The sequence below is a fragment of the Robiginitalea rubriflava genome (assembly GCF_052540725.1).
In genome coordinates, this window is the sequence record NZ_CP199309.1 from 147,829 (window position 1) to 174,052 (window position 26,224).

General features: G+C 46.8%; 27 protein-coding genes. 12 read left to right on the plus strand and 15 right to left on the minus strand.

The genetic code is table 11. The features are described 5' to 3' along the window. The first annotated feature begins 31 nt into the window (after nucleotides 1-31). From ACT6NU_RS00705 to ACT6NU_RS00715, 3 genes are all read left to right on the plus strand, one after another. A complete protein-coding gene (locus ACT6NU_RS00705) occupies nucleotides 32-418 on the plus strand; it encodes a hypothetical protein (protein ID WP_445382539.1) in 387 nt (128 codons plus the stop codon). A gap of 13 nt (nucleotides 419-431) precedes the next feature. After that, nucleotides 432-914, plus strand: a complete 483-nt coding sequence (locus tag ACT6NU_RS00710; protein WP_445382540.1) for a GNAT family N-acetyltransferase — start codon at nucleotides 432-434, stop codon at nucleotides 912-914. Between the two features lie 158 nt (nucleotides 915-1,072). Further along, entirely contained in the window at nucleotides 1,073-1,489 is a 417-nt protein-coding gene (locus tag ACT6NU_RS00715) for a DUF2141 domain-containing protein (protein WP_445382541.1), read from the plus strand. Between the two features lie 43 nt (nucleotides 1,490-1,532). Here ACT6NU_RS00715 and ACT6NU_RS00720 read toward each other — a convergent pair whose 3' ends face one another. Further along, the gene (locus ACT6NU_RS00720; protein WP_445382542.1) at nucleotides 1,533-2,012 is read right to left on the minus strand and encodes a Dps family protein; all 480 of its coding nucleotides are present in this window, start codon (nucleotides 2,010-2,012) and stop codon (nucleotides 1,533-1,535) included. A gap of 99 nt (nucleotides 2,013-2,111) precedes the next feature. Between ACT6NU_RS00720 and ACT6NU_RS00725 the strand changes: the two genes are divergently transcribed. Then, nucleotides 2,112-3,059, plus strand: a complete 948-nt coding sequence (locus tag ACT6NU_RS00725) for a hydrogen peroxide-inducible genes activator (protein WP_445382543.1) — start codon at nucleotides 2,112-2,114, stop codon at nucleotides 3,057-3,059. 60 nt (nucleotides 3,060-3,119) lie between these two features. Here ACT6NU_RS00725 and ACT6NU_RS00730 read toward each other — a convergent pair whose 3' ends face one another. Continuing rightward, entirely contained in the window at nucleotides 3,120-3,317 is a 198-nt protein-coding gene (locus tag ACT6NU_RS00730) for a hypothetical protein (protein WP_445382544.1), read from the minus strand. Between the two features lie 126 nt (nucleotides 3,318-3,443). Between ACT6NU_RS00730 and ACT6NU_RS00735 the strand changes: the two genes are divergently transcribed. Continuing rightward, nucleotides 3,444-4,736, plus strand: a complete 1,293-nt coding sequence (locus ACT6NU_RS00735) for a D-alanyl-D-alanine carboxypeptidase/D-alanyl-D-alanine-endopeptidase (RefSeq protein ID WP_445382545.1) — start codon at nucleotides 3,444-3,446, stop codon at nucleotides 4,734-4,736. Here ACT6NU_RS00735 and ACT6NU_RS00740 read toward each other — a convergent pair. From ACT6NU_RS00740 to ACT6NU_RS00760, 5 genes are all read right to left on the minus strand, one after another. Next, nucleotides 4,733-5,338, minus strand: a complete 606-nt coding sequence (locus ACT6NU_RS00740; protein WP_445382546.1) for an NUDIX domain-containing protein — start codon at nucleotides 5,336-5,338, stop codon at nucleotides 4,733-4,735. The genes ACT6NU_RS00735 and ACT6NU_RS00740 overlap by 4 nt on opposite strands. A gap of 18 nt (nucleotides 5,339-5,356) precedes the next feature. After that, the gene (locus tag ACT6NU_RS00745; RefSeq protein ID WP_445382547.1) at nucleotides 5,357-6,016 is read right to left on the minus strand and encodes a DUF2461 domain-containing protein; all 660 of its coding nucleotides are present in this window, start codon (nucleotides 6,014-6,016) and stop codon (nucleotides 5,357-5,359) included. Nucleotides 6,017-6,165: 149 nt separating this feature from the next. After that, complete coding sequence (locus ACT6NU_RS00750) at nucleotides 6,166-6,966, minus strand: TIGR00266 family protein (RefSeq protein WP_445382548.1); 801 nt, start codon at nucleotides 6,964-6,966, stop codon at nucleotides 6,166-6,168. 159 nt (nucleotides 6,967-7,125) lie between these two features. Next, nucleotides 7,126-7,503, minus strand: coding sequence for a hypothetical protein (locus tag ACT6NU_RS00755; protein ID WP_445382549.1), 378 nt, complete (start codon nucleotides 7,501-7,503; stop codon nucleotides 7,126-7,128). A 110-nt stretch (nucleotides 7,504-7,613) separates the two neighbouring features. Further along, nucleotides 7,614-8,066, minus strand: a complete 453-nt coding sequence (locus ACT6NU_RS00760; protein WP_445382550.1) for a DUF4442 domain-containing protein — start codon at nucleotides 8,064-8,066, stop codon at nucleotides 7,614-7,616. A gap of 134 nt (nucleotides 8,067-8,200) precedes the next feature. Here ACT6NU_RS00760 and ACT6NU_RS00765 point away from each other — a divergent pair, with 134 nt between their 5' ends. From ACT6NU_RS00765 to ACT6NU_RS00795, 7 genes are all read left to right on the plus strand, one after another. Then, complete coding sequence (locus ACT6NU_RS00765; RefSeq protein WP_445382551.1) at nucleotides 8,201-8,683, plus strand: DUF4870 domain-containing protein; 483 nt, start codon at nucleotides 8,201-8,203, stop codon at nucleotides 8,681-8,683. Then, on the plus strand, nucleotides 8,680-9,132 hold the full coding sequence (locus ACT6NU_RS00770; RefSeq protein WP_445382552.1) for a nuclear transport factor 2 family protein: 453 nt from the start codon (nucleotides 8,680-8,682) through the stop codon (nucleotides 9,130-9,132). Before ACT6NU_RS00765 ends, ACT6NU_RS00770 begins: the two co-directional genes overlap by 4 nt. Before the next feature lie 104 nt (nucleotides 9,133-9,236). Beyond that, nucleotides 9,237-9,572 carry a PadR family transcriptional regulator gene (locus ACT6NU_RS00775; RefSeq protein ID WP_445382553.1) on the plus strand — a complete coding sequence of 112 codons (336 nt, stop codon included), beginning with the start codon at nucleotides 9,237-9,239 and terminating at the stop codon, nucleotides 9,570-9,572. A 34-nt stretch (nucleotides 9,573-9,606) separates the two neighbouring features. Then, nucleotides 9,607-11,298, plus strand: a complete 1,692-nt coding sequence (locus ACT6NU_RS00780; RefSeq protein ID WP_445382554.1) for a PspC domain-containing protein — start codon at nucleotides 9,607-9,609, stop codon at nucleotides 11,296-11,298. Nucleotides 11,299-11,433: 135 nt separating this feature from the next. After that, on the plus strand, nucleotides 11,434-12,156 hold the full coding sequence (locus ACT6NU_RS00785) for a head GIN domain-containing protein (RefSeq protein ID WP_445382555.1): 723 nt from the start codon (nucleotides 11,434-11,436) through the stop codon (nucleotides 12,154-12,156). Between the two features lie 125 nt (nucleotides 12,157-12,281). Next, nucleotides 12,282-13,295, plus strand: coding sequence for a dipeptide epimerase (locus ACT6NU_RS00790; protein WP_445382556.1), 1,014 nt, complete (start codon nucleotides 12,282-12,284; stop codon nucleotides 13,293-13,295). Between the two features lie 264 nt (nucleotides 13,296-13,559). Beyond that, nucleotides 13,560-14,006, plus strand: a complete 447-nt coding sequence (locus ACT6NU_RS00795; protein ID WP_445382557.1) for a hypothetical protein — start codon at nucleotides 13,560-13,562, stop codon at nucleotides 14,004-14,006. Nucleotides 14,007-14,085: 79 nt separating this feature from the next. Here ACT6NU_RS00795 and trxB read toward each other — a convergent pair whose 3' ends face one another. From trxB to ACT6NU_RS00835, 8 genes are all read right to left on the minus strand, one after another. Beyond that, nucleotides 14,086-15,057 (minus strand): thioredoxin-disulfide reductase, encoded by a 972-nt coding sequence (gene trxB / locus ACT6NU_RS00800; RefSeq protein ID WP_445382558.1) that lies wholly within the window; start codon nucleotides 15,055-15,057, stop codon nucleotides 14,086-14,088. 155 nt (nucleotides 15,058-15,212) lie between these two features. Further along, complete coding sequence (locus ACT6NU_RS00805; RefSeq protein WP_445382559.1) at nucleotides 15,213-16,979, minus strand: efflux RND transporter periplasmic adaptor subunit; 1,767 nt, start codon at nucleotides 16,977-16,979, stop codon at nucleotides 15,213-15,215. Continuing rightward, nucleotides 16,976-17,692: a PepSY domain-containing protein gene (locus ACT6NU_RS00810; RefSeq protein WP_445382560.1), complete on the minus strand. Its 717-nt coding sequence runs from the start codon at nucleotides 17,690-17,692 to the stop codon at nucleotides 16,976-16,978. Before ACT6NU_RS00810 ends, ACT6NU_RS00805 begins: the two co-directional genes overlap by 4 nt. A gap of 3 nt (nucleotides 17,693-17,695) precedes the next feature. Next, the gene (locus tag ACT6NU_RS00815) at nucleotides 17,696-18,274 is read right to left on the minus strand and encodes a DUF2911 domain-containing protein (RefSeq protein WP_445382561.1); all 579 of its coding nucleotides are present in this window, start codon (nucleotides 18,272-18,274) and stop codon (nucleotides 17,696-17,698) included. An 11-nt stretch (nucleotides 18,275-18,285) separates the two neighbouring features. Further along, nucleotides 18,286-20,790, minus strand: a complete 2,505-nt coding sequence (locus ACT6NU_RS00820) for a heavy metal translocating P-type ATPase (protein ID WP_445382562.1) — start codon at nucleotides 20,788-20,790, stop codon at nucleotides 18,286-18,288. A 95-nt stretch (nucleotides 20,791-20,885) separates the two neighbouring features. After that, nucleotides 20,886-21,155: a heavy metal-binding domain-containing protein gene (locus ACT6NU_RS00825; RefSeq protein ID WP_445382563.1), complete on the minus strand. Its 270-nt coding sequence runs from the start codon at nucleotides 21,153-21,155 to the stop codon at nucleotides 20,886-20,888. A gap of 20 nt (nucleotides 21,156-21,175) precedes the next feature. Next, the gene (locus tag ACT6NU_RS00830) at nucleotides 21,176-22,390 is read right to left on the minus strand and encodes a TolC family protein (protein WP_445382564.1); all 1,215 of its coding nucleotides are present in this window, start codon (nucleotides 22,388-22,390) and stop codon (nucleotides 21,176-21,178) included. After that, on the minus strand, nucleotides 22,387-26,178 hold the full coding sequence (locus ACT6NU_RS00835; RefSeq protein ID WP_445382565.1) for an efflux RND transporter permease subunit: 3,792 nt from the start codon (nucleotides 26,176-26,178) through the stop codon (nucleotides 22,387-22,389). The genes ACT6NU_RS00830 and ACT6NU_RS00835 overlap by 4 nt, the downstream gene beginning before the upstream one ends. Nucleotides 26,179-26,224 lie beyond the last annotated feature (46 nt).

The window sequence follows — 26,224 nt, forward strand, 5'->3', positions numbered from 1 at the left end:
TTTGGGTATCTTTATAAGAAACACCCAACCGATGTTAAACAATAAATTCTGGCAGGGCTTCTTCGCCCTTGCCCCGCTAATAAGCGTATTCCTTTTACTCATTACCTATTTGTCCTTTATTTTTGCAATTATCAGGCGAGAAGGCGATTTCGGCCACTATTCATCCGAACCCCCTATGGCCATTCTTGGAGGCCTAGGCATCTTCTTTATCGTAATTTTCCTGGTTATCCTGATTTCGCTGGGGTCCCTGGTGTTTTATATTGTACACGCGGCCAAAAACCCGGATTTACAGCAAAACAACCTTTTATTGATTTGGATATTATTATTCATTTTCGCCAACGGAATCGGGCAATTAATCTACTGGATCGTGGAAATTCTGGCCAAACCAGATAGATCAGTGCCTGCTACCGATAGCTGAAATCATCAGGACCATGTCTGCCTCTGCTGGGAAAGAACTTGTGCTTGAACCTTTCATGGACGAGCATGCCAGCGCCTTTCGCTCTTTGAATGAAGCCTGGATCCGCACCTATTTTAAAATGGAAAAGGCCGACCACCTTTCTCTTGGCAATCCGCAAGGGTATATTCTGGATAAAGGAGGACATATCCTTGTGGGGGTGTTTGGTGAAGAAGTAGTAGCCGTTGGTGCCCTCTTGAAAAGCAAGCACCCGGAGTTTGGCTTTGAGCTGGCCAAAATGGCTGTGGCACGGCAACATCAGGGCAAAGGTTTCGGGCAAAAATTACTGCTGGGCCTATTGAGGCTGGCAAAGGAAAAAGGGGCTGAGAAAGTATATCTGGAAAGCAGTACCCGATTACTTCCTGCACTTGCGCTCTACCGAAAAATAGGGTTCAGGGAGGTGAATCTGCCCAGTTCCCCATATCAGCGAAGCGATATCTCCATGGAAATTTTACTGTAAAGATGGTTTTTATAGCACGCGTTATTTCATGAAATGTTGATAAGGGATACCCTATCCCTACAGTTCAGCCCTCAATTTTTACAACTGGGTTGATCTGTTTAGGGTTTAGATATCGGAACCAGCATTTTTGTGTGGTATTAATTAAAAAAACAACAATCATGAGATCTTTATTAGCTATCAGCCTTTTGTTTCTAAGTATATTTTCTGCAAAAGCCCAGGAAAATAAAGGGGTAACTGTGTCCGTAGTTCTTGAAAACGTTCTAAGCGAACAGGGAGAAATTCTGGCAGCCCTGCATACTTCAGAGACCTTTATGAAAGGTATGGGAATTGACGGGTATGAGACTCAGGCTAAAAAAGGACAGCTTGTCTTTAGCTTTACTGGGATCCAACCGGGGGTCTATGCTATTTCAATTATGCAGGACCTGAATAGTAACCAGCGAATGGATTTTGAAGAGAACGGCATGCCAAAAGAACCCTATGCCATGACCGGTACCATGAGTATGGGACCTCCCAGTTTTCAGGACGCTTCTTTTGAAGTCGGCACCGAAGACCTTGAAATACGAATCAGGTTTTAAGCGCCTGCCAAACTGCAAAAGCCGCCCTAACAGGCGGCTTTTTTTAAACCTTTTCAGCCAGCCAGGCCTTCATCATCCAGACGGTTTTTTCCTGTTCGGTGATAAAATCGCTCATCATGGCATTGGTGCCTTCATCATCAGCCTCAGCTGAAGCCAGTAAAATGCGCCTTTCGATAATCAATAATTCCTTGAGCGAATCCACAATCAGGCGGATAGCCGTCTCATCTTTACTGATGTTTTCCCCTACCGGCACGGATGAGGTTTTCATATAGGCCTCAAAGGTATGTTTTGGGGTCTCCCCCAGGGTAAGGATGCGCTCTGCCAGCAGATCTACCTTTAAATTGGCGTCATTGTACAACTCTTCAAACTTAGCGTGCAAATCAAAAAATCCCTTGCCCCGTATATTCCAGTGGATCCCTCGCAAATTCTGATAATACGTCTGAAAATTTGCCAGGAGTACATTCAGATCCTTTGCCAGTTCCCTGGACTGACCTGTGGGTAAACCAATACTGTTCAATTCCATAATTGTTTCTGTTTGATATAAAAATATCAAATATAAAAGAGGATAACAATCAGTTTTTTCAATACATTTTTTAATTTTAATATAGAAAAGGATCCGTTTATGACCATCACCCAGCTTCAATACGTTCTCGCTGTAGCCGAATACAGAAACTTTACGGTTGCCGCTGAGAAAAGTTTTGTTACCCAGCCTACCCTCAGCATGCAGGTACAAAAATTAGAAGACGAACTGGATATACAGATTTTTGACCGCAGCAAGAAACCCATTTCCATTACCGAAGCCGGGCAGAAAATTGTGGATCAGGCACGTAACATTGTAAATGAGGCAGCCCGCATAAAGGATATAGTCGACCAGGAAAAGGGATTTATTGGCGGAACCTATACTTTGGGGATTATTCCCACCGTCATGCCTACGCTGCTGCCCATGTTCCTGAAAACATTTATCAATAGCTATCCGAAGGTACAGTTGATGATTAAAGAACAAAGCACGGAAAGCCTTATAAAAAACCTTAGAGAAGGGCACCTGGATGCGGCCATCGCTGCAACACCTTTGGGGATTGATGATTTGGTAGAGCGCCCGTTGTATTACGAACCCTTTGTAGCCTATGTCCCGGAATCCCACAGGCTTTCGCAGTCTGGCAAGTTAAGACCGGAAGACCTGGATATTAACGATATCCTGCTGCTGGAAGACGGGCACTGCTTTCGGGATGGAGTGATCAATCTATGTAAAGCCGGATTTAATGCCAGTCAGGACCATTTTCAACTGCAAAGCGGCAGTTTTGAAACCTTGCTAAACCTTGCCGATGAGCAAATGGGAATGACCCTGCTCCCCTATTTGCATACCCTGGGGCTGGACGAAAAGCGCAAGAACCGGTTGAAGTATTTTCAGGAGCCGCCTCCCGCCCGGGAAGTTAGCCTGATTTATCATAAAAAAGAACTCAAGCAGCAAATAACCGCCGCCATCAGGGAAACCATTGCCGCGGTGGTCAGGGGGGCAATCGTCTTTCAGGATGTTCGCATCATCAATCCGTCCAAAAAGATGAATGCCTGAAATTTACCCGACCCGTTTCTCCGATAAAGAAAAAGTCCCCGCAGCTGCGAGGACTTTATTTTAAACCGGAAGATAAACCAGGCTTTGCTGTAATTCTGGCTTATCTGTTGTAAACTGCAAAAGCCATTTTTTCAACTCTTCTAATTCTTTGGGTAAGAGTCGATCGATTGCTTTTTTAAGTTCTCTACTAAATAAGCGTGCATCAAAACTTACCTTCTGAAGTACCGTTTTGGTATACTCCAACATCGCTTGAGCCATGTTTCAGAATGTTTAGTTAGACTGTTGTTACCCTAAAATTAACAAAAAAAATGATTTTATTATTGTTCAGCTCCCGTTAAAAATTAAAAAAATTCTTGTTAATTTCGTCAAATAGCATCAAACCCCTTGCAAATTCAGCTCATTCCCAAGACCTTCTTTCTTACTTTTTTACTGGGTCTTTCAATTGTTCTAAGCAGTTGTTCCACCAATCGGAAAATTAAACGTTTCGTAAGCGATCAGGTGGGAGATCAGGTTTTGACTGATCAGTTTACCGGGCTCTTAATAATAGATGCCGGCCAGCGCGATACCCTTTACTCCCAAAACGCAAACAGGCTTTTCACGCCGGCCAGCAATCAAAAGCTTTTCACCCTGTATGCTGCTCTAAAAACACTGCCCGAAAAGCTGCCGGCACTGAAATACCGATACGATGGAGATTTGTTGTATATACTGGGGACTGGATATCCTGCCACCCTTCACCCCTACTTTCAGGACAGTACTGCAATACGGTTTTTACAGGAACAAACCGGTGGCATTCTGACCCGGCAAAACCTGGGCGAACCCTACTGGGCCCCGGGATGGGCCTGGGAAGACTTTGACCGTGGTTATATGCCCGAAAAAACCGCCTTCCCCATTTATGGCAATGTGCTGCGGCTGCAGCAAACCAAGCAAGGCCCGGAGATCCTTCCCCAAATATTCGAAGATAGCATCGTCAGAGCCGTAGGCAGTAGTCGCAGGGATTTGACCCGGAACCGTTTTTACCTCAATGGAAACATCCCCGATACCCTGGAGGTTCCCTTGCGGCTAGACTTTGACCTGCAATTGAGCCTCTGGGGTGAAGCCAGCGGGAGGCAGTTGAATTGGGGGGCTGATCCCTCCGGCGAAGATTTCCTTGTGCTTGAAGGCATCCCTACCGATAGCCTTTTGCGGCGCATGATGCAGCAAAGCGATAACTTCCTGGCCGAACAGACCTTGCTTATGGTGTCTTCCACCCTGGGGGAAGAGCTGAGTTTTGAAATCGCCAGGGATTATATTTTAAAAGAACATTTGGCCAGCTTACCTCAGCAAGGGCGCTGGGTAGACGCTTCCGGCCTCTCCCGATATAACCTCACTTCCCCGGAATCCCTAGTTTACCTCTTATACAGGATGTATAGCGAGGTACCACGGCAACGGCTTTTTGGTTTATTGGCTCAGGGGGGAGCAGATGGCACACTGAAAGATTACTTCAGGGACGCAGCGGGCCCCTATCTTTTTGGGAAAACAGGAACCCTCAGCAATAACCATAGCCTCAGCGGATATCTCGTCTGCAAATCCGGCAAGATTGTGATCTTCAGTTTTATGAACAACCATTACACCCGGCCAACCCGTCTGATCCGAGAGCGAATGCAGCGAATCCTGAATTGGATACGGGAACACTACTAGGATTTCCCAAAGGCCGCTTTTAGCGGGCCGTAGAGCGCGGCATATTGTAGTAATAAGAGGGTTTTGGCATCCCTGATCAGGCCATTTTCCATCGCCTTCAGGGTTTCCTTATAGCTCCACTCCAAAAGTTCAATATCCTCAGATTCATCCATAAGGCCTCCCCCATCTTCCTTTTTCATCTCCGAAGTATAACGGGCAAGGTACAGGAACATCCGTTCCGTAACGGCCCCCGGGGAGGTATATACCTCCATCACGCGTTCCACTTTTGGGACTCTGTAACCTGTTTCTTCAAGGATTTCCCTTTGGATACAAAGCTCCGGATCTGCCTGATCAAGGACCCCTGCACAGGCCTCGGTGAGGAAACCTGTCGCGTTGCCGTTAATATAAGTTGGCATCCGAAACTGTGAGGTAAGCAGTATGGTTTCCGCCTGCGGATTATACAGTAACACGGCTACCCCGTTTCCCCTGTCATAGGCCTCGCGCTGCTGCCGGTCCCAGAGACCATCGCTTCGCAAATAGTCGAAGGTATAACGGTAGAGCTTATACCAGGCATCCGATAAGATTTCCTTTTGAATGTTTCGCAGTCTCTGGCTTAGAGGCATTTGTTTTATTCTTTGGTTTTAGTTCCCGACAGACAATGCTTTGTTAAGATAACGCCTGAAGGGGAGCATTTCAAAATAGGTTTCAAAGATCTTTTTCTCAAAATCCGGACTATATATGGCCTCTTCCGGTAAATTCCGCACCACTGCAAATGTTTTTTGTTTTAGCAGGTCTGCCTGCGGATGATCCGCAGAATAGCCTTTCGGCATGCGCTGCAACATTTCGTCTTTATAGAGACCGCCAAACATTTTTTTAAAGGATGGTTTATGCAGAATAGCTTGCAATACTTCCCCGTCATAGTCGATTGCAGCCCGTACCCGGTTGAGTCGTTCAGGATCCGGGCGCCACAAGCCACCCGCCAGAAAGGATCCTTTCAACCCTATTTCAACGTAGAAATCGGCAGTTTTAGGAGCCTTATCCAGACCTGCTCCGAAATGGTCCTTGTAAACAGGCTTGTTCGGGTGGAACATCAGGTTATTATTGATCCTGTTGATCCCCCTTTTTCCGGGTGTCGGGTAATAATCGGGATCCCTTTGTGCCAGTTCAGAATCCAGCGCGTCCAGCCACTGGATAAATTCATGACGCAAAGCCTTATAGCGGCCACGGTGGCGATCCATCCAATCCTTGGAATTGTTTTGGTTGAGTTCCTCTAAAAATGAAAGCAATACCTTAAAATCCATAAACCCAAGCTGCAAAATGATGTGTTTCGGGGCTAAAGCCCGCCCCTCCCCGGTTTAAATATAAACAAAGCCCCTGAATCTATAATTCAGAGGCCTTTTATTGCTAATCTACTGTAATTAGCGATTTATTAAATGTGCTAACAAACCTTTCAGAACCGGTTATCCCCATCGATGAGGTCTCCAAGCCCCCCCAGAATACTGCCTTCGCCTTTGTCCTTCCCTCCGCCTTTGGGAGCAGCAGCCCAGATACGGTCGGCCAGCCTGCTAAAGGGTAATGACTGTATATAGACTACCCCCGGACCAGTGAGGGTGGCGAAAAATAGGCCTTCTCCCCCGAAAAGCGTATTGCGGATCCCCCCTATAAATTCAATATCGTAATCCACTGTCTGAGAAAAACCTACCAGGCAACCGGTATCTACGCGAAGTTTCTCTCCTGGCTGCAACTCCCGTCTGGCCATAGTCCCCCCTGCATGTACAAAAGCCATTCCGTCGCCTTCCAGTTTTTGCATGATAAACCCTTCCCCTCCAAAAAAACCGCGTCCCAGGCGTTTTGAAAATTCTATTCCTACAGATACCCCTTTGGCTGCACAGAGAAACGCATCTTTCTGGCAAATAAACTTCCCTCCTTTTTCTGAAAGGTCTATCGGGACAATTTTTCCCGGGTAAGGCGAAGCAAAACTGACGGACCGCTTAACCTGCCCGTCGTTGTAAAAAGCCGTCATAAAAAGGCTCTCCCCGGTCAGGATTCGTTTCCCGGCAGAGAAAATCTTGCCCAGGACTCCGGTGTCCTTTTTGGAGCCATCCCCGAAAATGGTTTCCATCCGTATGTTGGGGTCCATCATCATAAAGGACCCTGCTTCTGCAACTACAGCCTCCATTGGATCGAGTTCTACCGATACATACTGCATCTCTTCCCCGTGGATCTCGTAATCTATTTCGTGTGCATTCATAGGTTTCTTGTCTTGAAGTTTGTTACGTTTTTATTAAATCAGTGGCTGCCTTCAGGATATATCCGTAAAACCAGCGATTAAAAATCACAGCTGGTTGGTGTTGCCAGCCAGCCTGTGGCTGATCAGTAGCTTTCGTTTGGTTTTTGTTACACATGCAGATCAGCTAAACAGCCACTTGCGACCTTTGCGAAGGTTCTTGAACAACTTCATTTGATATCCCATGTTGTCCATTACTGTTTGCGTGAAAAGCATTTCGGCATACTGTTGGTCATTCTGGACTATTATAGCCAATCGATAGCTGGGATCCCATCCAAAATCCGATGCCTTTTTTACCAGGTTGAACTTGGTTTCTGCTCCGTAGAAGCCATCGAATTCCATAACGGCCAGGATTTTATCCAATTGGTGCTCCTTGCATAATTCAGATATTTTGGACCAGCGTTCTACAGCCTCTTTCAATTCTTTTCCTTTCTCAATCTGTATTTGGATGACTACCTCAAGGTACTGAGGATTCACATTAAATTCCATAGAGTAGCCCATACCCAAATTATTTAAATTGAAAATAACTAAAATTTCAGAGTCCGGGAAATACTTGCAGAAATACCTCCGGTAACCGATAGCTCACCGCTCTGGTGTCCCCTATTCCCATTTCATTTCAATTTGAGGGTCCATTCAAAGGAAAAAGTGCTCACTATATGCCCGTCCCTGTCTGTACCAATAGCTTCCAGCCAAACGGTCTGCCCCTCCCCTGTGGACAGGGTACGGGAAACGGCTTCACTGACCTTGTCGCCTGCATTACAGACGAACTGTATCCGTCCGGTGGCTTTCTTGCTAAAGTTGGCTTTGTTATTTAAGACGAGCATGGAAACCGGTTTACCGCTTTTACGGATTTCCTGGATGACCAGGGCCCCCGTGCTGAACTCGGCTGCCATTCCCTGTACAGCCCAGAACATAGATTTAAACGGATTCTGGTTTACCCAGCGGTGTTTGACAGAAGTAATGGCCTTTTGAGCATCGATTTCTATTAAGCGTACCCCACACCACCAGGCCGAAGGGAGTTTAAAAAACATAAAACGATTGAATTGAGCGGTTGAGAGGGCCATTAGCAGATTTATTAGAGCTTAAAAGTATCAAAAAAAGTGGATCACTGAAGTGTTAATTATATGTTAAATTATAGTACTATGTTTTGCATAATACCTTCTTTAGTATATATATTTGCATAAGAAACAACTATGCCATGACAGAAACATTGTCAAAACACGAACGAAATCTGGCCGCAATCATACATGGTTCCACCTTCAGCAGGTTCTTTATTCCTTTTGGAAATTTCCTGTTGCCCCTGGTATTGTGGATGGCTAACCGAAAGCAATACGAATTTGTGGATTACCATGGAAAGCAGGCACTGAATTTCCAGATTAGCCTGCTGCTTTACAGTGTTATTCTGGGTATGATTTCCATCCCGTTTTTTCTTGGTTTTCTACCCGGGATCTTTAACGGGGGCTTTTTGGAGTGGAATGATTTTGATCATGCCTGGCCATTCAGTTTCCATTTTGACGGTAACTTTTTTGATTTTCCAGGCCTGTGGGTACCGGTAGGAATCGGTGGCATCCTGGGTTTGGGGTTATTTGTGGTCAATATTACCTACACCATTCTGGCAACTATCCGAAGCAGTGAAGGGGAATACTTCAGGTATCCCATAACCATAAAATTCATCAAATGAAAAAGCTGCTGAACTTTTTGTCTGTAACCACTTTACTCTGTACCGGTATGCTAACGGCCCAGCTTGAAAGCAGTTCGGATCTATATCAGACTATCCTGAAACAGGACCAGGTATATTTCGATGCTTACAATCAATGTGATATGGACACACAGGCTGCCTTACTTTCTGATGACCTCGAATTTTATCACGATCAGGGAGGGCTGAGTCTTTCAAAATCCGATATTCTTAGCAGTATTCAATCCAACATCTGTGGCAAGGTAAGGCGGGAACTGATTCCGGAAAGTGTCGAAATTCATGAGATCAAAGGATTTGGGGCTGTCGAAATTGGCCTGCATAAATTTTATAACAGTGAAGAGCCGGAGGCTATATCCAAACCCAGTCGCTTTATTACCCTTTGGAAAAATGAAGGGGACAGCTGGAAGATGCATCGCATTGTGAGCCTGCATTAAAAAAATTAAAAGTTTATTCATCAATCATCATAATCATGAACCCACAAAAAACGAACAGTTAACAAGCTTCGGACCCCTGGGCCCGAAGGAAAAGAAAACAAATTATGAACATCGAAAATACAAAAGCACAAATGCGTAAGGGCGTCCTGGAGTATTGCATCCTTTCGATCCTCAGTGGAGAGGACAAGTATGCCTCTGAGATCCTGGAGACCCTTAAAGATGCAAAAATGCTCGTAGTGGAGGGTACCATTTACCCGCTGCTGACCCGGCTTAAAAATGCCGGCCTGCTCAATTATCGCTGGGAGGAATCCAGCTCAGGGCCCCCACGGAAATACTATGCACTAACAGAAACCGGAAAGGTTTTTCTGAAGGAATTGAACACCACCTGGGATGAACTTCGCTCAGCTGTGAATATCGTAACCAAGGTAAAAAACAAGTAAAATGAACAAGACTGTAAATATAAACCTAGCTAATATGCTTTTTCATATTGATGAAAATGCATACCAGAAGCTCCAGCGCTACCTTGAGGCTATTAAACGCTCCTTTGCCGGAACCACCGGAAGCGATGAGATTATAGCAGATATTGAAGCCAGGATAGCGGAGTTGTTCTATGAAAAAATGGAAAATGACCGGCAGGTCATTACCCAGAAGGAAGTAGATGAAGTAATCGCTATTATGGGGCAGCCGGAAGACTACCATATCGATGAGGAAATCTTTGAGGACCCGCCTGCCTCCGGCAGAAGGAGGGCTTCCGCCTCTCGGGCCAAAAAACTGTACCGAGACATAGACCGCAAATATATAGGCGGGGTTTGTGCCGGCCTGGAACATTACCTGGGGATCGATGCCCTGTGGATCCGGCTGATCTTTGTATTCCTGGCGCTATTTGCGGGTGGATTTGGCTTAATTGCCTACCTGATCCTGTGGATACTGGTCCCGGAAGCGGCCACGACCTCTCAAAAGCTGGATATGACCGGGGAGCCGGTCAATATCAGCAATATTGAACGCAAAGTAAAAGAGGGGTTCGATGATGTGGCCGACAAAGTAAGAAGCGTTGATTATGAAAAAGTAGGTTCCAAAGTAAAGGAAACCGGGAAGACATTTTTCGATACCCTGGGAGACATTATAATGTTCCTTTTTAAGGTCATCGGAAAGTTTATAGGCATCCTGCTCATCATAATAGGAGCCAGTAGCCTGATCGCTTTATTCATTGGCCTGTTTACAGTAGGGATCGTAGATATCGTGCATATTCCGGGGGTAGATTTTATCGGGATGGTGAATTCCACCAGTGCGCCCCTATGGCTGGTATCCCTGCTGTTGTTTTTTGCACTGGGTATTCCGTTTTTCTTCCTGATGTACCTGGGAATTCGCATCCTGGTCACCAATTTGAAATCTATAGGATATATAGCAAAATTCTCCCTGCTGGGACTCTGGCTGATATCCTTAATAACCCTGGCCGTACTGGGGATCAAGCAGGCATCAGCCCATGCCTTTACCGGAAGTATTACCGAGCGGGACACCCTGCTCATCCAACCGCAGCCAGACAGCCTGCGTATTCAGTTCAGGGAAGGGGAATTCTCCGACTACCGGACGGCGACCATAGGGGGTATGAAGATCAGGTATGATGACAACGATAACGCAATGCTTTACTCGGATGATCTCCTGCTGGATATCCGGAAAGCAGAAGACACGGTAGCTTCTATCCGGATCCGCAAGGATGCAGACGGGAACTCCTACCAGAACGCTCGCGATCGTGCCGCTCAAATCCTGTATTCTTATTCCCTCTCTGGAAAAACCCTGATGCTCGACAACTATTTCAGCACTGAGGTGGCAAACAAACTCAGGGATCAGGAAATGCGCATTGCAGTCTACGTTCCTGCGGGAACCATCCTGGAATTTGACGCTAATGCCCGGAATTACATGGGACGCAGGACGCGAACGGACCGCAACCTCTACAGGAAGGAAATAGTGAAATACCGCTGGAGGATGGACGAAAACGGAGAATTGATTTGTCTCAATTGCCCGGATGAGGCCGATGATAGTGAAGGAAACGGCAGGATCATCCTGGATGAGGATGGCCTGGATGTACAGTTGGAAGACAATGAGGATTCCTTTAAGATGAAGATAGACCAGGATGGAATTCAGATCAAAGCTGAGGAAAATCGGTAAAGAACTGCAATTCGGTAAACGATTTTTACAGTTCGGTCGTATTAACTGCTTTAAGGCAGCGGGAATTAAGACATTTGAAAACAACTGAAACAATCACCCGGGGGTATGCCCCTGTCAATTAAAAAAACGAAGAAAATGGCAACACTAGCAAGATTTACAATCGCAATTATTTTGGCCCTGCTCAGCACATCCTGTATGCTGGACGTAAACTGGGGCTCCGGAGTTAAAGGAAACGGGGTGGTGGAAGAGGAAAGCCGGAATATTACCGAAGATTTCACGGCCATAAGCGCCTCAGAAGGAATAGATGTCTACGTGACTCAGGGGTCCAGCCACAGCATCCGGGTTGAAGCCGATGAGAATGTAATCGAACTGATCGGTACGGACATCAGGAATGGCAAACTGAAGGTACATGCCATTGAAAATATCGGGAGGGCAACCAAAAAAGTTTATGTTACCCTGCCGGAGGTGACCAGCCTTTCTGCTTCCAGTGGAGCGGACCTCGAGGTGAATGGTACCCTGGAGGCGGGTAAGTTAAATTTGGATAGCAGTAGCGGGGGTACACTGCAGTTAGAAGTGGTTGCCGATGAAATAGAGGCCGACGCCAGCAGCGGGGCGGACATACGTCTGGCAGGACGGGCAAATCTGCTTTATGCAGATGCCAGTAGCGGCTCAGATATTAAGGCACGAGACCTCAATGTTAAAGTTTGCCACGCCGAGGCGAGCAGCGGAGCAGACATCAAGGTACAGGTATCCGAATCCCTGACCGCCGATGCAAGTAGCGGTGGGGATATTTCTTATAGCGGAAACCCCAATGTAAAAAGCAATAAATCGGTATCCGGAAGCGTACATAAGTATTAAAGAATTTATTTTTTATCATCAATCAAAAAAGAGGCAGTCATCTAAACCAGCCCCCGGGAAGCTCCCGGGGGTTTTGTTTTTATAAAAGCCTGAAATCATTACTTTAGGGATGTAAATCTATATATGTGGAGCTTCAACTACGCGCTTACAACCTGAAACTCAAACACTCATTCGGCATTTCCCGTGAACGGTATGACCATCAGGAATGTCTGATTGTTTCCCTCGCACAAGAGGGTAAAACCGGATATGGTGAAGCAGCGGCAAAACCCTATTACGGAATCACTCTTGCCGGAATGAAAAGGGAAATACGAGCTGTGTGTACTGAGATAGGTGCTTATAAGCTTCAAAGCCCGGAAGCATTCTACCAGTGGATGGACGAGCAGGAGCTTTCAAATTTCAGCAAATGCGCCCTGGACCAGGCTGCCCATGACCTTTATGGAAAATTAATGGGGAAGCCATTATATGAAATATGGGGGACTGAGCCTACCAATTACCCGATCACCAATTATACAATCGGTTTGGATACCATCGAAAAAATGCGGTCTAAAATGCTTGAAAAGCCCTGGCCGGTTTACAAAATTAAATTGGGGACTACAGAAGACGTTTCGATTATAAAAGAATTGCGGAACCATACGGATGCCGTTTTCAGGGTGGACGCAAATTGCGCCTGGACAGCCCGGGAAACCATTGAAAATGCCCTTGCTCTTAAACCCCTGGGCGTAGAATTTATTGAACAACCCCTGGCCGCAGACAACTGGCAAGGGATGGAACAGGTTATTCACAACAGTGTATTGCCCGTAATTGCGGACGAAAGTTGTATCCGGGAAGAAGATGTGGACAAATGCGCGTTGCATTTTAACGGTATCAACATAAAACTAACCAAGTGCGGCGGGCTGATCCCCGCCCGCCGTATGATTGCAAGGGCCCGTGAACTGGGCCTGAAAGTGATGGTTGGATGTATGACCGAATCTTCAGTCGGGATTTCAGCCATTGCACAGCTGCTTCCCGAACTGGATTATGTGGATATGGATGGAGCCATGCTATTAAGGGAAGATATCGCCAGTGGGGTTGCAATAGGACAGGATGGAAAAATTATTTTCCCCACAACCGGCGGAAGCGGTGTTTCCCTGCTCCTGTGAACAGAAGGGTCTAATTCAAATAAAAAAACGCTGTAACACCCACGTTCAGATTTCCAATTTCGCTCCTTATAAGTTTTGCTGCCTCCCGGATACTCCTGGATTCGCCAAGGGTAATCAACAACTATATACAGGCTAATATCGTATTTCAGAATGTTTAAACAGGAAGTTGCTTTGCTGTAAATACGTCGCATTTTTAAGATATTATTTGCTGGAATACCAAATAATATTGTATCTTATTAACATAATTTTAATACTACACCTACTATGAAAAAAATTCTCGGACTAGTCGTATTGGCGCTCATTCTTATTACCGCAACAGCCCTTACCTCAGCGAGACCGGACAACATGCATTCCATCGAGGGCACCTGGGAACTTCAAAGCTTCTATAATTACAATGGACAGCAGGTGGTCGATACCACAGCTTTGGTTAAAGGATACCGGCAAATAAAAATGTTTTACAACGGAAAAGTGATGTGGTCCCGAACAGATCCCAATGATACGGTTGGCCGTTTTGGATATGGGAGTTATTACATCACAAACACAGAATTGGTGGAAACCATCGAATTCGGGGATTACCAAATGTTGCAGGCCCTGGATACCATTCGGCAGTTCACCTTTGAATTAATCATTGACGGGGACACCTACAGTCAGATTAATTTCGACGAAGACGGTAACCGCTCATATTCAGAAAACTACAAAAAGATTGAGTAGTATTTCTCCTTACATCAAAGCAAAAAACCGCAAAGTCTGGCCTTTGCGGTTTTTTTTATTTCTCGATTAAGGCTTAAGCCTATCCGGTAGTGGATTCTTCGGGTGTTTCTACCTCTGCCAGATAGCGTTCAGCGTCCAGGGCTGCCATACAACCCGTACCGGCTGCTGTAACTGCCTGCCGGTACTCCTTATCCTGCACATCCCCGCTTGCAAAGACACCAGGTTTATTGGTTTTTGTGGATTTACCCCTGGTGATGATGTATCCGGTCTGGTCCATCTCCAGTTGCCCTTTAAAAATTTCGGTATTGGGCTTATGGCCGATAGCCACAAAGAATCCGGTTATCTTAATTTCTTCTTTTTCGCCTGTCTGATTGTTCACCATCCGCAGGCCTTCAACAACCTGTTCCCCCAAGAGTTCATCCACCTCCGTATTAAACCGTATATCGATATTGGGAATGCTCATAATCCGGTTTTGCATCGCCTTGGATGCCCGGAGGTAATCTTTGCGGACCAGCATGGTTACCTTATTGCAAATCTTGGACAGATAGGATGCCTCTTCGGCAGCTGTATCCCCTCCACCAACGATGGCTACGTCCTGGCCCTTATAAAAGAACCCATCGCACACGGCACAGGCAGAAACACCCCCACCCCGCAGGCGCTGTTCGCTGGGAATATTCAGATATTTGGCAGTGGCACCGGTGGAGATAATCACCGACTCGGCTTCCACCACTTTATTGTTGTCTATCGTAACCTCGTGGATACCCCCGGGCTCATCTGAGAAATTAACGGCCGTTGCCATCCCGATGCGGACATCCGTTCCAAACCGCTCGGCCTGTTTTTGCAAATCGACCATCATGGCAGGGCCGTCAATGCCGTCAGGATAACCCGGAAAATTCTCCACCTCGGTAGTGGTGGTCAATTGGCCACCGGGCTCCATCCCTGTATAGATTACGGGTTTCAGGTCTGCCCGTGCTGCATAAATTGCAGCTGTATATCCTGCCGGGCCGGAGCCCAGTATCAATGTTTTTATTCTTTCTTTTGTTTCCGACATAATGCTCTCATTTAAAAAAATCCGTTGTAAAAGTAGGATTTTAGTGCTTTTTCTTACACCGAAAGTTATTAAAAGTTATTGGACCTGTTAAAAAGCGATTCCCAATGAGCATTCAGTGGTATTTGCGTCCGGCAACCAACACGGGAAACACTACCTCAGCTACCCAATTCTTCCAGAATTTCTCCGCATCTCATCATTTTATCCCCGTAATAGGGATTCCTGATCTCTTTTTCCGTACTCAACCAGACCGCTCCCTTGTTATTATTAGCCATGGGACAACGCTGTACGTAAAGGGTATTTTCCAACGAACTAAGGCTTGCCGCCACAGCAACCATATGCTCATTAAGCGTAACAAAATGTTCCCGCTGTAATTCCAAGTTGTTTGTTGCCGAAATGGCTTCGAGCTTTTCCCGAATTTGTGTGAGGTGCATTTTTCCCTCTTTTTGCTGACTCACCTCCGCTTTATTCAGGGCTTCTATTGATACTTTTGCATACCGCGCCGTCTGACTGGCGTCGCTGGCCACCAAAGCATTTTTCATCCTGAGATAGGAGGCTATTACCACACCAAACTGGCTTTGAAAGGCTTTTGTGAATTCCATTTTCCCGGTATTACCCATGTTTTTACTATCCGGTCCTGGTTCTGATCCCATATGCCCTTCATGGCCCGTCATAGAAACCCCACCCGAACGGTTCATCATGCTTTTCTTGCCCTGTAACTGGGCAGCAGCGTCTACCGTAAAGGTACCATTCGTAACGATTTCCTCTCCTGCAGCCAAACCTGAAACTATTTTGACCTGCTCCCCTTGACGGGCGCCCAGCCCTACTTCCCGCATTTCGAAAACGGCCTGATCCGGTGTTACTTTAACGTAGACCAGGGAACGTTCTCCTGTCCACATTACTGCAGAGGAAGGAATCCATAATTCTGATTCTCCTTTTTTGTTAAGATCGCTGGCTATGCTGCCGGTAATAAACATTCCGGGTTTAAAAAGACCATCTGTATTATTCATCGTAGCGCGAACCGTCACAGTCCGTGTATTGCTATTCAGGACGGGGTCTATGTAAGAAATGCTGCCTTCAAATATTTTGCTGGGATACGCATTGGCGCGAATACGGACTTTTTGTCCCTTTTTAAAAAGTGACAACTGGTTTTCATAGGCATCGAATTCAGCCCAAACAGTGTTCAGATTGCTGACCCTTACGATAGGCTGCCCCTTTTTTACATAATCCCCTTCCGCACTCATTACCTCTGAAACCGTTCCAGAGACCGTAGCATAAACAGAAAAATTTTCGGTCACTTTCCCGCTTTGTTCAATTTTGTCGATTTGGCTTTCCGAAAGCTTCCACAGCAGTAGTTTATTCCGGACGGCCTGATATAATTTTGGCTGTGACTCTTTTAAGGAAACCGCGGTCAGCAGCTCCTGCTGTGCCGCTACCAGTTCCGGGGAGTAAATACTGGCCAGCAATTGTCCCTTTTGTACCCGCTGCCCCTCATAATTCACATTTAACCGCTCAATCCTCCCATCAAAATAACTGGCCTGTACAGCGATCGCCTCTTCATTAACGGCTATTTTTCCGGACAAGATCAGGTCTGAAGCCTCCCCTGCCCCATTCATTCCCACAACAGTGGTCTCTATATTGGCCAGGGCCATGGCATTTTCCGTCATGGCAAACTGCTCGGGAGCGAGACCCTCAGCGCCAGATTCGGCGGGTATCAGGTCCATGCCACAGATAGGACAATCCCCCGGCTCCGGCTGCATAATCTGAGGATGCATGGAACAGGTCCACATCTGGTTCTGAACAGCTGCGGAATGATCATGCATGTTGTTATCCTGTTTGCTCGTATTGGTATCCCCAAAGAGCAGGTAACCAATCCCCAGCCCGGCTATTGCCGCAATTGCGATATAAATTATACGCTGTTTCATTTTTTTATATTTAATCGTTTTTTCAATTTAATTATCGAAGGCGAGCTGATATACCAAAGCAGGAACCCGCTTAATACAGTTATCAATCCCATTAGGGAGAATGTCCGAAGTAAGGTGGTATTAAAATCGTCCCGTCCCTCATAATCCATGGTATGCGTCATCCATAGGAAATCAAAAATGCGCCAGTCCCTGTGGCGTACCGTCTGAAATTTCCCATCCACAGCAGATACATAAGCCTTCAGGTTATCTGCCCCCTCATAAGTTACAACAAAGGCAGGCAGTAGTTTCTCCCGATACTCGTGGTGAGAGTCCATTTTCTCAATGAGCTTTACGTCCGTTACTTTTAAGCCGTCCTGCATGTACTGACCGGCAATATATAAGGCTTCTTCCTGGTCGATGGACGGTTTTGCAGATCCATCCGTTGCATTGTAGAGGTGGCTATTATTTATCCAGTAATAGGGAACATTTGCAATATCCCTGATTTCTATGGAACGGATCCCTCCGGGAACATCCAGTAAGGAAGGGGCCAACAGGCCTGTAAATATAGGTGGCTCGTAATCCATGTTCTTAAAATGGTCCCCATGGATTTCATCAATGTCGGTCCAGCTGAAGTACATACCACTCAGGGTCCACATCAAAAACTGCAAACCCAGGAAAATCCCCAGGTATCTGTGCGATCTTCGAATCCATTTTGCTGTACGCCGTTTTACCATATTTTACTTTTTAATTGTAAACGGAATCTCAATTTTTACCTGCTCCCATGACATTGAAATGATTCCTGAGGAAGGTCCGGTTTCTTCTACCTTATAGGTCAATTGCTCGGTAATATTATCTATTTTTTCTGGTAACACTTCTATTCTGATAACATCATCTGCCTCGGAATATTCATCCTTCCCATGCTGGTCCCAGTTTTTATTGAATATCCAAATCCATTCTTCCCGGGATGGGATAGCGAACATCCCATACTTGCCTGCTTCAAGGACTTTATCTTCAATTATCAAATCCTTGTCGGTCTGTATCCAGGTGGCCATGTGGGCACCAACCTGCCAGACCTCATCAAATGGCAGTAACCCTCCGAATATCATTCGGTTGCGCACGCCGGGAGAGGAGTAATCGATATGCACATGTGCTCCTCCCACCATTGCCATGGCCGAAGTGTGCGGGCTCAAGGACTTAGCGCCCCCTGTTGCCGGCTTCTCGATTAGGTGCTGGTGTTCTTCGGTGCTTTCTCTCTTTTCTTCCTTACAGCCTGAGAATACAAGGAAAAACATTAGTAAATAGGGTAAGGGTCTCATATATAAAGAATTTAGATTTTAGAGTTTCTTAAGCGGAGTGCATTGGCAATTACGGAAACGGAGCTAAAGCTCATGGCTGCAGCCGCAATCATTGGTGAGAGCAGGATGCCGAAAAATGGATAAAGCACCCCTGCTGCTACTGGCACTCCCAAGGTATTGTATATCAAGGCGAAAAAAAGGTTTTGCCTGATATTCCTCATCACGGACTCGCTCAGGTTCCTGGCCCTGACGATTCCCTGTAAATCTCCTTTTACAAGGGTAATGGCTGCACTTTCTATGGCCACATCCGTACCCGTACCCATCGCGATACCCACATCGCTTTTGGCAAGGGCCGGGGCATCGTTTATCCCGTCCCCGGCCATGGCAACTGATTTACCTTCGGCTTTGAGCCCTTCCACTTCTTTCAATTTATCTTCCGGGAGCATCCCGGCCTTGAAATCGGCAAGGTTCAGCTCTTCGGCAACCGCCTGGGCCGTGTTGTGGTTGTCCCCCGTCAGCATTAAAACAGACACCCCATTGTTTTGCAATTCCTTTATTGCCCGGGAACTGGTTTTTTTGATTTTATCCCCAATAACCACATATCCCACTACCTGGCCGTCAAGCGCCAGATAGGAGACCGTTTTCCCCTGCTTCTGATAATGTTTTACAGTATCCTTATGGCGGTCAGCAAGCTTTGCTCCGGCATACTCCATCATTTTAGGATTACCCAGGGCCAGTTGTTTCCCGTTGAGCTGGCCTTCCACCCCTTTCCCGGTAACCGAATTGAAGTTTTGGGCCTTTTTCACCTCTGCCTTTTTTTCCCTGCCAAAAGCAAGGGTTGCTTCGGCCAGCGGGTGCTCGCTATTGGTATTAAGGGATACGATCCGCTCCAGGATATCCTGTTCACTAAGGCCATCTTTAAAAGAAGCCACTTTTTCTACTGTCGGTTTGCCTTCGGTAAGGGTCCCGGTTTTATCTACAATAAGGATGTCTATCTTAGCCATCTTTTCCAGGGCCTCGGCATTTTTGATCAGCACCCCGCTTTGCGCTCCTTTCCCCACACCTACCATAACAGACATTGGCGTTGCCAGGCCCAGGGCACATGGGCAGGCGATGATAAGGACGGCAATGGCATTGACCAGGGCATAGACGTAAGCGGGTTCCGGTCCCCACACAGCCCAAACAACAAAAGTTATAATGGCTATGATTACTACTGCCGGAACAAAATAGGCCGATACCGTATCGGCCAGGTTCTGTATGGGTGCGCGGCTGCGGCTGGCCTCATTCACCATGGTAATGATCTGTGAAAGCAGCGTATCGCTACCCACTTTTTCAGCCTCCATCAGAAATGACTGATTCCCGTTAATAGTCCCGCTACTTACTTTATCGCCTTCTTCTTTATCCACCGGGATGGGCTCGCCGCTAATCATGGATTCGTCTATGGCACTTTGCCCTTCAGTAATTTTGCCATCCACTGGAATTTTTTCGCCGGGTTTTACCTTCAGGATATCCCCGATTTCGATCTCATCAATACGCACCTCCACTTCTTCTCCATCTACCACTTTGATGGCCTTGTTCGGAGCCAGTTTCAGCAATTCTTTTACAGCCGAATTGGTTTTGCTATGCGCCCGGGCTTCAAGGACCTGGCCCAACAATACCAGGGTTAAAATAACGGTTGCCGCCTCAAAATAAACATGGACTGCCCCCGACGTGGTTTTGAACTGCTCAGGAAAGAAGTCCGGAACAAGCAAGCCGAAGACGCTGAACAACCAGGCCACCCCGGCACCAATCCCGATAAGGGTAAACATATTGAGGTTCCAGGTCTTTATACTGCGATACGCCCTTTCAAAGAACATCCAGGTAGCGTAAAAAACCACCGGGATGGAGAGGACAAACTGTACCCAGTTCCAATATTTCTGAGCCAACAGATCATAAAGCGGGTTATTTGGTATCATCTCGCTCATGGCGATCAGGAAAATGGGCAGGGTAAAGGCCGCTGCGATCCACAACTTCTTAAGCAAGGTTTTATAGGTCTTTTCTTCAGCGGAAAGGTCCGGTTCTTTAGGAACCAGTTCCATACCACAGATGGGGCAGCTGCCCGGCTCATCCTTGACCACCTCAGGGTGCATCGGGCAGGTCCACATACCATCTGACCCAGCCGATGACAAGTTTTGCTCTTCTACCAGGTCCATCCCGCATACGGGGCAATCCCCGGGCTTATCGTGGGTCTTGTCCCCCTCACAATGCATCGGGCAATAATAGGTTCCGGAACCCTTTCCCGTCAATTTCTTATGGCCTTCCTTTTTCGAGGTCTGCGGATGTTCCCCGGGCAGGTGGATGCTATAATGCCCTCCCTCTTTATCCAGGGCTTCCTGAAATGCCTTCAGGTCTATATGGCGTTCCATTTCAAGGACGGCTTCCTCCTGTTCAAGACTGACCGATGCACTACTCACCTCATCGACTGCTTTAAGCACTTCTTCAACATGCTTTCTGCAGCCGTTGCAGGTCATCCCGTGTATGTGGTAGGTATGTTTCATAAAAGGGTTAAATTTTAGAAGGAACCGCTTCCCGGAAGGAGTCGGTTCTTTCTTCAGTCTGTCATGTCAGTATGCTCCAATCGCCATCAGCCAGATTAGTGCGTATGCCCGTTTTGTGTGTGTTCTTCATTAGTTACATAGGCCATGCCGCATTTTGGACAGCTTCCTTCGGTATCGCTACCGCTCCCTTCGCAATGCATCGGACACACATAGGCCGAGGTATACTCTTTGCCCTGTAATTCGCTCATTTCAGTGGGCTCCGTTGCGGAATTTTCTTTCTGTTCGGCCTTGTCTTTACAGGATACTGTTAGTACTGCGGTTACCAAAATTACCGCTGCCACAAAAGTTTTGATTTGTTTTTCCATTGTCTTCATTGTTTTGATTTTTAATTAATTAAATAATTGATGATTGCCGCCTGTTCATAATAAAGCTGTACGGCTTCGATACGACTAATCTGGAACTTTAACTGCAGTTCCTGAATGTCCAGCACCTCATTGAAATCAATAGTGCCCGTTTCATAATTCTTTAGTAAAATTTGTTCGGCATCTTTGGCCTGCTTCAGGTTTCTTTCCTGGGTAGTATAGGCAATTCTGCCTGCGTTTCGATTGGCTACCGCATTGGTGAATGCCGCTTGCAGCAGGTTTAATCGTTCCTGTTTTTGGAAACTGATCTCCTGCTTCCTGATTTCGTTTTGACGCGTCCTGGAACTGTATTGCCTGTTAAAAATAGGGATGGAGAAAGCTACCATCGGCATTAGAATGTCTTTTCCGCTGTCGCTGAAATCAACATCTGTGCGTTCTGCTACCGGAACATAGTCTATCCCAAAACCCAGCATGGGTGCACTTTCTTTTTGATTGAGTAGCTCTGATTGAACCACAGACTCATATAGTTTATCAAAGCGCAGTATTTCCGGGTTTAGCCGAATGCTGTCTGCGGAGACCGGATCCCGTTCGGGAAGCTCAAGGGCTCCTTCCAAATATACCTCAAAGCCTGGGTCACGGTTTAAAAAACCGTTGAAACCAGCCTGCTCGCCACTGTATTGTTGCTCCAGGATGTCCAGTTGTTGCTGCAGTTCATTTTGGCGAATCTGCAGGCGCAAAACATCCACTGCGCTTGCCTTATCCACTTCAACAGCCCTAAGGGCCAGTTGTTCATAAGTCCGGAGCAGTTCAAGGTTTTGTTGCAGCACCTCCCTTTTGTTCTTCAGGGCGTAAAGCCTGTAATAGGATTGGGCCACAGAAAGAGTGAGTTTTCGTTTGGCAACCTGGTACTCAATATAGTCCGTTTCTGCCATGGATGCAGCGTACTTTTCCCTTGTACCGATGGTCCCGAACCAAGGCAACATCTGCCGGGCAGAAAACCGTACTTTTTGTGCCCCGGTACGCGTTTCGGGTTCACTTAGAAAATACCCCAGGCTGAGTTCGGTAGCCGGCAGCCAGAAGGCCTCGTTTACTTTTTCTTCCGCTATGTTATAACGCGACTCGAAAGCCTGTAACCCGGGATTATTATCCAAAGCCTGCCGGATAAAGGACTGAAGATCCTGTGCTCTTGATACAGCAGACACAAAAATCATAAACAGTAAAAGCAGTCTGTTTTTCATTTGCGTACTCTTTTTAATTGATATTCTTCACGCCAGCTATACAAAACCGGCAAGAGAAAATAGGAGGTAACATCAATGAGCATCCCACCAATGATAGGAATAGCCATGGGAATCATGATATCGCTTCCCTTTCCTGTGGAGGTTAGTACGGGCAGCAAGGCCAGTACCGTGGTTACCGTTGTCATCAGGCAGGGGCGTATCCGCTTTCCGGCCGCTTCACGGGTAGCCTGGCGTATGCCTACTTTATCTTCCGGACGATCTGACTCGAAGGTCTGGTCCAGGTAGGTTGCCATAACGACTCCGTCATCTGTAGCAATCCCAAAAAGGGCTATAAATCCAACCCAGACTGCCACACTCAGGTTGATTGTTTTCATGTTAAACAGGTCCCGCAGGTTTTCCCCAAAGAGGTTGAAGTTTAAAAACCAGTCCTGGCCATAAAGCCAGATCATTACAAAACCTCCGGAAAAGGCAATGGCGATTCCTGTAAATACCATTAAAGAGGTAGATACCGACTTGAACTGGAAATACAGGATGAGGAAAATGATGAGCAGGCACAAAGGAACCACTATAGACAGGGTTTTCTCTGCGCGTAACTGATTCTCATAGGTGCCCGTAAACCGATAACTGAGCCCCTCGGGTACAATCAACTCCCCGCTTTCAATTCTTTCTTTGATAAGCGCCTGGGCATTTTCCACAACATCCACTTCTGCGAATCCATCTCGCTTATCAAAGAGGACGTAGCCTACCAAAAAAGTATCCTCGCTTTTGATAACCTGTGGCCCCTGTTCATATCTTATATCGACCAGTTCCCCCAGTGGGACGGGTTTGCCCTTCTCTACCGGCACATAGATGTTTTTAAGATCCGAAGGACTCTCCCGAAGCTCACGGGGGTACCTTACACGCACGGCATAGCGCTCCCGGCCCTCAACCGTTTGAGTTAATGGCATACCCCCAACGGCTACAGACAGCACTTGCTGCACATCTGCTATAGTGATTCCATATCGGGCCAGGCGATCGCGTTTTATATCGATCAGCAGATAGGGTTTCCCTACAATCCGATCTGCAAATACGGCCTGTTCTTTAACCCCTTCTGTCTGCCTGAGGATTTCTTCCAGCCGTAATCCGAAGGCCTCTATTTTCTTCAGGTCCGGGCCTTTTACCTTTATGCCCATAGGCGCACGCATACCTGTTTGCAGCATTACCAGACGGGTCTCTATGGGTTGTAACTTGGGTGCCGATGTAACCCCGGGCAGTTTGGTGACCCGTACTATTTCATTCCAGATATCGTCGGGAGATTGTATTTCCGGTCGCCAGTTCCGGAAATATTCCCCGTCAGTATCTTCAATGAGCAGGTTTCGGTCAACCCGGAAAGGATCAGTCAGAATCTTACCTCCGGTATTGGTTCCTTTCCCGGTTGCCGTATTGGGATTGGCCAGCAACTTGCCGTTTTTCAGTTCAAAGAACCCGTCATTGTTGACCCGATAGCGCTGGCGCTTGCCTTCCGGATTGGTCTGGTATTCATCCCTGTACTGGATTAGGTTCTCATACATGGACAAAGGTGCCGGATCCAAAGCGGATTCCGTTCGGCCTGCCTTGCCAACTACGGTTTCAATTTCGGGAATACTCGCCACGGCCATATCCAACTGTTGCAGTACCCGCTTGTTTTCTTCCACCCCCGCATGCGGCAAAGACGTAGGCATCAGCAGGAAAGAGCCTTCGTTAAGCGCGGGCATAAATTCCTTGCCGGTATTGCGCATAATTAAGAATCCGAGAAGTAGTAAGGAGGCTGGGATGCACAAAAACAATACTCTGTTCTCAAGGGCCCAGCGTAAAATACGATCGTAATAACGCTTGAGTAATGAAAACAGGCCCAGGACCCCAAAGCAACTGATAACTACAAAAAGCAGGTTCATCATCAGGCTTCTGTCAAACCCCAGGGGTCGCCAGTACTCGGCCAGCAGAAAAACGATTGTTACTACTGTAATAATCAGGTTGACCAAGGCCGTAGACAGAACATAGTGGTATGAGGAAAAAGAGAGTTGATATTCCTTCTTACCGAAATAAGTGCTAGCCAGCCCATTTATAGCAAATGCAAGCAATACGAGACCCAGCCAATATCCGGAAGCAACGGAGACAAGGCCAAAAAGCAGCAGCACTGCATTCAGACCCAGGGCCGTCTGTTTGCGCAAATTCCTGTTTTTAAAGATCTGGGCTGCTAAAGGAGGGATAATGAACAATGCTATGACCAGAGATGCGGCGAGTGCCATGGTTTTTGTAAATGCCAAGGGGCGAAACAACTTCCCCTCTGCTCCTATCATCGTAAAAACTGGTAAAAAACTGATAATGGTAGTCAATACCGCAGTAAGGATAGCTCCAGAAACCTCCGCAGTTGCATTATAAATCAATTCATTTACCGGATAGGGCGTTCCGTCTTCACGAAACCGTAGCTGTTTATCTTCAAGATGCCGAATCATATTCTCAGCCAGGATGACCCCCACATCCACCATGGTACCTATGGCAATTGCTATTCCGGAAAGTGCCACAATGTTTGCATCTACATTAAACAGTTTCATGGTTATAAAAACTATCAAAACCGCCACGGGCAATAATCCTGTAATCAATATGGAGGCCCTCAGGTTGAACACCATTACCACAATTACCAGTATGGTTATCAATATTTCAAGGGTCAGGGCCTCGTTAAGGGTCCCCAGGGTTTCCTGAATCAATTCGGTGCGGTCGTAAAAGGGCACTATGGTCAGCTGGGAATTTCGGCCATCTGCCAAAACTTTTGAAGGCAAGCCGGAACTTATTTCTGCAATTTGTTCTTTTACATTATTGATAACCTGCAGGGGGTTGGCACCATAACGGGCAACCACAACGCCTCCCACAACCTCAGCCCCTTCCTTGTCCAGTATCCCTCGCCGTACAGCAGGTCCCAAATGCACGCGGCCCACGTCTTTGACGCGGATAGCAGTATAGCTTTCGGAAGAAACCACGGCGTTTTCAATATCCGTAACAGATTTTACAAAACCCAGACCGCGAACGAGGTACTCGGCCTTATTTAATTCAAGGGTTTGTGCGCCAATTTCCTGATTGCTTTCCTTTACCGCTTTTACAATATCGGCCAGGCTTATATTGTACTGCCGCATTTTTTCCGGATCAACATCAACCTGGTATTCCTGAACGTAACCACCAATAGAGGCTACTTCGGATACCCCACTGGCAGCAGAAAGCCCATATTTTACGTAATAATCCTGAATGCTGCGGAGCTCCTGCAGATCCCATCCACCCGTTACGTTCCCGTCCTTGTCGCGTCCCTCCAGGGTATACCAGAAAATTTGTCCAAGACCCGTGGCATCCGGGCCCAGTGATGGGCTTACCCCATCCGGCAGAAGGCCCGAGGGAAGGGAATTAAGTTTTTCAAGAATACGGCTGCGCGACCAGTAGAATTCTATATCTTCTTCAAAAATGATGTAGATACTTGAGAACCCGAACATAGAGGAACTCCGGATAGTCTTTACCCCGGGGATCCCCAATAGCGATGTGGTAAGCGGATAGCTGATTTGGTCTTCAATGTCCTGCGGGCTCCGTCCCGGCCATTTGGTAAAGACAATCTGCTGATTCTCCCCAATATCGGGGATGGCATCAACCGCCACAGGGTCGCTTGGTAAAAAGCCCGTATCCCATTTGAAGGGAGCATGTACAATACCCCAGCCTATGAAGAGGATCAGCAGCAAAACGGCCAACAATTTATTTTCGATTAGGTATTTTATGACTTTATTGAGCATAAAAATTTGATTATTAGCAAACTACATTCAGTTTAAGGTAAAGGTA